This is a genomic window from Arthrobacter sp. Cr_A7, from assembly GCF_029222765.1.
GTDB lineage: Bacteria > Actinomycetota > Actinomycetes > Actinomycetales > Micrococcaceae > Arthrobacter.
In genome coordinates, this window is sequence record NZ_JARHXQ010000082.1 from 1 (window position 1) to 4,752 (window position 4,752).

Genomic DNA, 4,752 nt, shown 5'->3' on the forward strand with positions numbered 1-4,752 from the left:
CACCGAAAAGGCGGCATCGACGTCGGCGCGCCTGAGTGCTTCGTCCCAAAAAAAATCCGGGATTCGGCGGGTGTCGCCGGTCTGGCCGTCGTCCGCGGCGACCAGGTAGGAGAAAGCTCTGTAGGCGCGTGTACGGTCTGGTAACCGGGTGATGCCCAATTTGGCGACGAGGTAGGAGAAAGCTCTGTAGGCGCCTGTCCGGTCCGGTGACCGGTCTGTGTCGAGGGCCGCGACCCGTCCGGCTTCTTCCGGAGGGGTCCTGGCTACCACGATTTTCGCACGGAGGTCCTCGGGTGTGGGGGCCATGTCAGGCCGGTGCGCGAACAAGGCATCCAGGGCCAGCTCAGCCAAGTCTGTTTCGGGGATAGGGTCCGGCATGCCGACGCGGGTCCAGTCGATGGCTGTTTGGATGACCGCATGGAGCAGTGGGTCTGCGCGGGCGGCGCCGCGGTATTGCTTGAGCAGGTACGGGGCACCGGCGAGTTGCTCGGCTAGCCCGTACGTGCTCAGGTCCTGCCCGGGATAGGCCTGCTGTGCTGCTGCCTGTTCCGCCGGATTGTCGGAGGTCGGGCCCAGTTCCAGCTCGGTGGCTTCCTCCAGCACCCGGCGGGCCTCGCGCGTGAGCTCGTCGTCCCGGCTAAGCAAGCGGGACCACTCCTCGGTCCGCAGCGTGGCCACCACGACGGTGTTCCCGGGCCGTGCCAGCAGCGCGGTGAGCAGGGCCGGGGTTAACGGCTCCCTGATTCCTGTCAGGTACCTTTGCAGGTCGTTGAGCCAGAGCACGATCGCATCGGTGCTGGAACGTAGCCGGGGGTGTTTGGCGAGGGCGGCCAGGGACGTCGTGGCAGGTATCAACAGCCGGGCCCGGGGCCATGTGGTTCTGATGGCTTCGAAGGCGGTCCGGGTCTTGCCGGCCTTCGAGGGGCCGACCAGCAACACCATCCGCCCCGGCACCAGCGATTCCCTCAGCCGGGCGTCCACGTCCTGGTGAGTGCGCGCCACGTAGGGGTCATCCGTTCCGGCGCTTTCCCGTGTCCCGTATTTGGATTCGGTGGCCCCAGCCAGGTAAGGGTTCAGGTCCTGGACCAGGGGCAGGTCCCCGGCGGCGAGCCGCTCCACCACCCCGGCCAGGGGCTCCACCGGTTCCGCGGCGGCCAAGACAAGATCGTTCTGTCTGGGGAGCCCGAGTGCGTCTGCGATTCTGCGGGCCTCCGGATCGTCTGTCACGATAATAGTGTCGAAGGCGGTGGCGCGCAGGGCCGAGCCGCCCTGGGCGGGGTGGTGTTCGATGATGACCCCGATGGCCAGGCCCTGATGGAAAAGCGTGGCCCCGGAGAAGCCACCCCACGGTGAGGGAAGACCCGCCTGAGGAACGGGTATTTTGGGGGTCCTTTGGGCAGACGGGGGTCCGGGGCGGATATTCGAGTCCCGGATCAGCAACTGGCCCGACTCCACTCCGTCGGTCTGGTAAAGCGTCCCGTGCACTTCAGACGTAGCCGGACCGTGGGAATCGCGTTGGAACAACGGGAAGCCGATCGCCTGGCAGTCCTCGAGCATGCCGGCCCGGCTCCGGTCCACCCGGGCGAACACCATGGCAGAGAGTTCCGCTTCCCACGGTGCATCATCCAGTGCGATGACCGCCACGTCCAGTTCCGGGCACACGATGACATTGCCTCCGGGTACTGTCGCCCCGTCGCTGGCGCGCACCACCTTGATCCGTGCCGCAGGTTTCCCGGATTCCTTGTCGCGGATGCAGTGCCCGGCAGTCAGCACCAGCCGTCCCGAGACCACATATCCTGAGCCGACTTCTGCATGCCCATCGGCCCAGATGGCCGTCACCGCGACCACCCGGTCCAGCTCCACACCCGTCTGACCGGCACCGGCCATGATCAGCCTCCCCCAGGCTCCGGGCGGGCCCGACCGCGGCGCGGGCCGATAACCTCCCCGGGGGACACCGGGGCAGAGATCGCGAAGTCCGAGGTCAAGGTCCCGTCCTCCCGCAGCCACAGCGGTGCCAGGCGCAGGGTCAGCGTCTGCGTGGTGACATTTTCATACCCGCCACCGGCTTCAAAGATCGCCCAGCCGATTTTGCCGTTCGCGTCCTTGGTCACGGCGACCTGCACCGACAGCTCCACCGGTTCGATGGAGAACCGCATCGTCTGGTCCTCACCCGCCGCTGCCGCGGTCATCAGTTCCGCGCGCAGCGCTTCAATCGCATCAGCGAGCCCAACCACTGCCTTATCCATCCCGCCACCCCAAATCCGCCAGATCCGGATCAAACCCGCCGCGAGCCCGGCAGGCGCAGCGGATGTGACCATATTCCTCCAAACAGGCCCCCTTTGGACAGGGCCGAACCGCTTGACTGGCAGTTCCGGAGGCCTACGTCCATGGTGCCGGCAGAGGGAAGCGACGTGCCTTCCCGAACAGACCACGCCACCCAAGTGCTCTTGCGCCTATCCACGGTCTGTGAAGAGCCACACGCGCGGTTCGCAATTCAGGACGTTCTAGGAATCCTTTGTTTTCGAGAATGCTTTCGTTACTATTTCCGGAGTCGGCCGGGGTTGGTGCGTCCGGTAGGGGCAGGTTGTATCGGTCTGCGGCTGTGCAGTGTTGGAATCCCCTGGCGTCAGGCCAATCGGATCATGGCGCCACACGCTCCCTTGCGGCAAACACCGGTCCCAGCCCAAGCCTGGAAGGCTGCACCTGAGAACGCACTGAATACATAAAGCATGACTCGCCCTCGCCTGGTGACGGAGGCTCAACTGCTAGTGACCGGGAGATCCAGCGCGCACACTGTACCCATGATTATCGATACCAACTACACGACCGATGACAGTCCGGCGCTAAGGAATCCTGAGCGCGGCATTTATTCCGCGAGTGATCCAAACGTCGGCACTCACACGATCGTTCCCGAGTGGCTCTGGCTCCACGATGTGTGCATGGAGGAGCTGACCTGGAAGGGGCTTAATGATCCCAGGACCACTAAGAAACTCAATGAGTATGCGCAGCAGCTCGAGAAATGGCGCGCGGATGGCGTGAAAGTTCTATTCCGGCCCCGCTACGACAAGCCCAACACGAATAACCCGAACTTACCGAGCGACTGTGAAATTAGCGGCACTCCGGTGTTCCACGCGAAGACGATGGACCTCCAACGCAACCATATCGATGCAGTCGCCGCGATGCTCGGCGACTACCGCGATGTGATCGCCTACATCCAGGCTGGCTATCTGGGGCGCTGGGGTGAATGGAACACGGAGAACGACAACATTCCCCAGGCGCCCTTCCTCTACAACAAAGCAGAACGCGCCCAGATCATCGACCACATCCTGTCCACCTACGCCGATCACGGCATCAAGCAGCACGTCGAACTGCGCCGGCCCGTGTTCATGCAGGAAGTGCTCGACCGAAATCCCATCGCGAACGTTGGTTTCCACCAAGACTGCTTCATGAGCAACGACAGCGACGGAGGGACGTACTCGAACTTCTCCGACAGTCCGGCGAACATCGACGAGCACGACGACGACAAGCTGAACGCGGAGTGGAAGAAGCGGGCGCAGTCATTCACGGCAGAGCGCAGCTTCGGGGGCGAAACATGTCCCCTGAGTTCCCCGCCGAATCCCCCGCGGTGGCACTCATGCAGCAACATGCGCTCCGAACCAGCGACGTTCCACATGAACTACTTGAACATCGATTGGGCGGACAACGTGGTGTCTACGTGGGAGGCGGGCGGCTGTTATGACGAGATCCGGAGCCGGTTGGGCTATCGCTTCGAGGTGACGCGCGTGGAGTACACCCCAACCGTGGCCCCCGGCCAGAACTTCACGGTCTCGGTCGACATCCTCAATAGCGGATGGGCACGGCTCCACAAGCACCGGGATGCCCAGCTCGTACTACGCAAGGGGTCGACAACCCACGTCTATCCCCTGTCCAACGGCGCCACCGAAACATGGAAGCCCGGCACCACAACCCAGATTTCAGTCACGGACACTGCCCCGCCGACGGGAACGTATGAGCTCCGACTAACCATCCCCGACCCCGACGCACCAACGCGGATCCTTTACGCGGTGAAGCTGGCCTCACAGCGTTGCGGGGTGAACATATTCGACGCGAGCACCGCAGAGAATGACCTGGGGATATCGATGACCGTGCAGTAGCAAGCCTCACCTTCCGCTCATTCCAAAACGAGTCATGCCCATGCTACGTCTGCTTCGAAAGCGAAAGGCCCGATGCGGCTGGCATTCAAATCCATCGCCTTCCGTCATCTAGAGTTCACGGGACTCATCGCCTTTCATGGCCGACGGGCTGTCACCTCACGGGCTCAGATATTGGCCCCTCGGTGGGAAGCCCACACTGAGCGCCGCGCCATCACCCTTGAAAATCCGCTAAATGCTAACTCCCGTTTAAGGGACACTCCCCCTTGGAAGTGGAGCATCGAGGGCTCCGACACTCGAACCCGGTAGTTTGCCTTGTGGAGGAAGCATAAGAAATGGGCCTAGTCGTTTAGTTCGGGTTCCGGGTTCTCGCTGCGCCGCAGATGGGCCTAGTTATTGTCAGGAGTCCCTGACACAATGGCCGTCAGGAATGCCTGACAGGAGAGGCTACAGGTCAATGGGCTGGGCATCAGCAGATCACGAGCACGAGGGTTGGGCAGCCTGCGTCTCGCCCGACGGGCGGCTGTCCGCATCATCAACGGGCGAAGGAATGCTCTTCCAGGGCATATCCGGTCGCTACAAGCCTGACAAGATGATGCCC

Annotated in this window: 3 protein-coding genes; 1 reads left to right on the plus strand and 2 read right to left on the minus strand. The window is 63.1% G+C overall.

All coding sequences use genetic code 11. The annotated features are described in order from the left end of the window. Both P2Q66_RS05160 and P2Q66_RS05165 read right to left on the minus strand, forming a co-directional pair. Positions 1–1,887, minus strand: a 1,887-nt coding sequence (locus P2Q66_RS05160; protein WP_275726131.1) for a trypsin-like peptidase domain-containing protein, incomplete at its 3' end; no start/stop codon positions are given. A gap of 2 nt (positions 1,888–1,889) precedes the next feature. Further along, complete coding sequence (locus tag P2Q66_RS05165; protein ID WP_275726132.1) at positions 1,890–2,318, minus strand: trypco2 family protein; 429 nt, start codon at positions 2,316–2,318, stop codon at positions 1,890–1,892. A 483-nt stretch (positions 2,319–2,801) separates the two neighbouring features. Between P2Q66_RS05165 and P2Q66_RS05170 the strand changes: the two genes are divergently transcribed. Continuing rightward, on the plus strand, positions 2,802–4,154 hold the full coding sequence (locus P2Q66_RS05170; protein WP_275726134.1) for a DUF4832 domain-containing protein: 1,353 nt from the start codon (positions 2,802–2,804) through the stop codon (positions 4,152–4,154). Positions 4,155–4,752 lie beyond the last annotated feature (598 nt).

Excerpts from the sequence above, each read along its gene's own strand:
- P2Q66_RS05165 (WP_275726132.1), bottom strand. The coding sequence starts at position 2,318 with ATGGTCACATCCGCTGCGCCTGCCGGGCTCGCGGCGGGTTTGATCCGG.
- P2Q66_RS05170 (WP_275726134.1), top strand. The coding sequence starts at position 2,802 with ATGATTATCGATACCAACTACACGACCGATGACAGTCCGGCGCTAAGG.